Below are 2,263 nucleotides of genomic sequence, written 5' to 3'. Positions count from 1 at the left end.
CCACTGATCGGGCGGCGACGCCCGCGACCGGCGGCGGGTTCGCCCCCGCCGCCGGCCTTTTCCTCCTCATCCCGCTTTCCCGAACCCCAAGAGGATCCATGCTCCCGCTCATCCTGCCCCGCCGGACGCTGCACGGCTTCCGGCTCGTCCTACGAAAGCACTTCGCGCTGAAGGGCCGCGACGCCGGCCCGCCGATCCGCCTCCACGCCGCCGCGGGCGGCGGGGCCCGCCTGACGGCCGTCGCCCCGGACGGGCGGGGCCTCTCCCTGCTGATCCCCGGCGAACGTCCCCCCTCCGACCTCGTCCTGCCCTTCGGCCTGCTGGCCGAGGCCGGCGCCGCGAGGGCCGGCGACGTCTCCGTCGTTGAAGCCGACGGCGGGGCCGCCGTGGCGGCGAACTGGGACGAGAAAGGAGTGCCCCGGTCCGCCCGCGGCGCCCTCGAGGCGGCCGACCGCGACCGAGCCGCCGAGTTCGACGTGCCGGCGGTCGAGGAGTGGCACGACTCCGGGCCCGGCTTCGCCGCGGCGCTGCGATCGGCCGTCGCCGTGACCGACGCGGAGTCCACCCGCTACGCCCTCGGCTGCGTCCGGCTGGACCCGCACGCCGGGCGGGTCGAGGCGACCGACTCGCACCATCTGCTGATCGCCCGCGGGTTCTCGTTCCCGTGGGCGGAGCCGGTCCTGTTGCCGGCCCCGCACGCCCTCGGCTGCTTGCCGCTAAAGGGCGCGGGCGTTCACCTGGCGAGGGTCGCGGACGGTCCGAAGGTCCCGCTCGTCGTGCTGTCGGCCGCGGACTGGACGCTGTGGACCCCGGAGGCCCGCGACGCCCGGTTCCCGGACCTGGACCGCGTCGTGCCCGGAGGCGAGGGGAAGGCCTCCGTCAGCCTCTCCGAAGCCGACGCGGCCTTCCTCGCCGATCGACTGGATCGACTCCCGGCCGCCAGGGACCGCCGCCGCCCCGTCACGCTGGAGGTGCGGGATGGCGTCTTCCTCGTCCGGGCCGCCGAGGAGGGCGGGGAGCCGGTCGAGCTGGCGACCTCCTCCTCGGAGGCGCCCGGCGCCGCGATCGCCGTGGCCGACCGGCGGTTCCTGGCCCGGGCCCTCGCCGCCGGCTGCGTCCGGATCGCCCTGTTCGGGCCGGAGGAGCCGGTCCGCTGTGACGCGCTGGGGAACGGCGGGACGACCGTCGTCTTCGCCACCCTCGCCGGCGACGCCGTCCCCGCCGGCGGCGCCGGCGGCGCCGTCCGGCTCACCGCCGAGGATCCGTCCCCCGCGGCCGCCGCCCCGGCGACCGTCCCGTTTCGTTCCCCCGACCCCGCCCCCGAGATGCCCCGCCCCAAACCCGACGCCCCCGCCGCCGACCCCGAGGCCCTCCTCGATCGGATGACCGTTCTGACGGCGACCCTGTCCGAGGCCGCCTCGCAGGCCCGCTCCCTCGCCGCAGACCTGCGGAAGCTCAAGAAGCGGGACCGGGCCGTGGCCACCGCCCTCGACGGCCTCAAGCGGCTCGGCGGCCTCGCCGCATAGCCACGTTCCCTCTTCCCTCTCCCTCACCCACAGGAGGTCCTCCCGTGTTGAAGATGAACTGCGGCCTGTCCCGGAAGATCGGCCAGCCGGACTACGGCAGCCGCGGGGCCCAGGTCCACCTGGAGGTGGAGCTCTCCGCCGAGCTGCTGAAGGACCCAGAGAAACTTCGGCGTCAGATCCGCGGGTGTTTCGGCGTCGTCCGCCGGGCCGTGGACGCCGAGCTGGGCGTCGCCGGGCCCGACGACGGCGAACCGGCCCGCATTCCGGAAGAGAAACCGGCGGCCCGTGCCCCAGCGGACCCGCCGAGCACGGAGAAGCAGGTGCGGGCCCTGCACGCCTTCGCCCGGCGGGCGGGGGCGGACCTGGCCGCCGAACTGCGGCGGCTCGGCGTGACCGACGCCGCCGCCCTCTCCCGCCGGCAGGCGTCCGGCCTGATCGACGGCCTCAAGGAGCGGGGCGGCGGCCGCTGACCCACCTCGTCTTTTCTCCCGAACCCCCGCGGCCGTCCCGGCGGGGGCGGCCGCGGGTCGTCCCGTCCCCGCCGATCCCCATTCCCCCTTCTCCAGCGACTCGAAAGAACCTCATGTCCCCGTTCGTCCCCTCGCCCCCCTCCCTCGACCGCCCCGCGGTCGGTTTGGCGCTGGTCCTCCTCCGCCCCGCCGCCCGCGTCGTCTGCCGCTCCGCGGTCGCCCTGGCCGCCGTCGGGTTGGCGACCGGTCCCCTCGGCCGCGGCCTCC

Annotated in this window: 2 protein-coding genes; both read left to right on the top strand. The window is 76.4% G+C overall.

The genetic code is table 11. The features are described 5' to 3' along the window. The first annotated feature begins 98 nt into the window (after window positions 1–98). On the top strand, window positions 99–1,526 hold the full coding sequence (locus tag ACG2DA_RS22480; RefSeq protein WP_395258899.1) for a hypothetical protein: 1,428 nt from the start codon (window positions 99–101) through the stop codon (window positions 1,524–1,526). Between the two features lie 44 nt (window positions 1,527–1,570). Next, window positions 1,571–1,996, top strand: coding sequence for a hypothetical protein (locus tag ACG2DA_RS22475; protein WP_395258897.1), 426 nt, complete (start codon window positions 1,571–1,573; stop codon window positions 1,994–1,996). Window positions 1,997–2,263: the final 267 nt, after the last annotated feature.

The sequence above is a fragment of the Alienimonas sp. DA493 genome (assembly GCF_043951915.1).
Lineage (GTDB): Bacteria > Planctomycetota > Planctomycetia > Planctomycetales > Planctomycetaceae > Alienimonas.
Note: the sequence above shows the minus strand (reverse complement) of the source record. Positions and strands in the feature narration are given on the sequence as shown.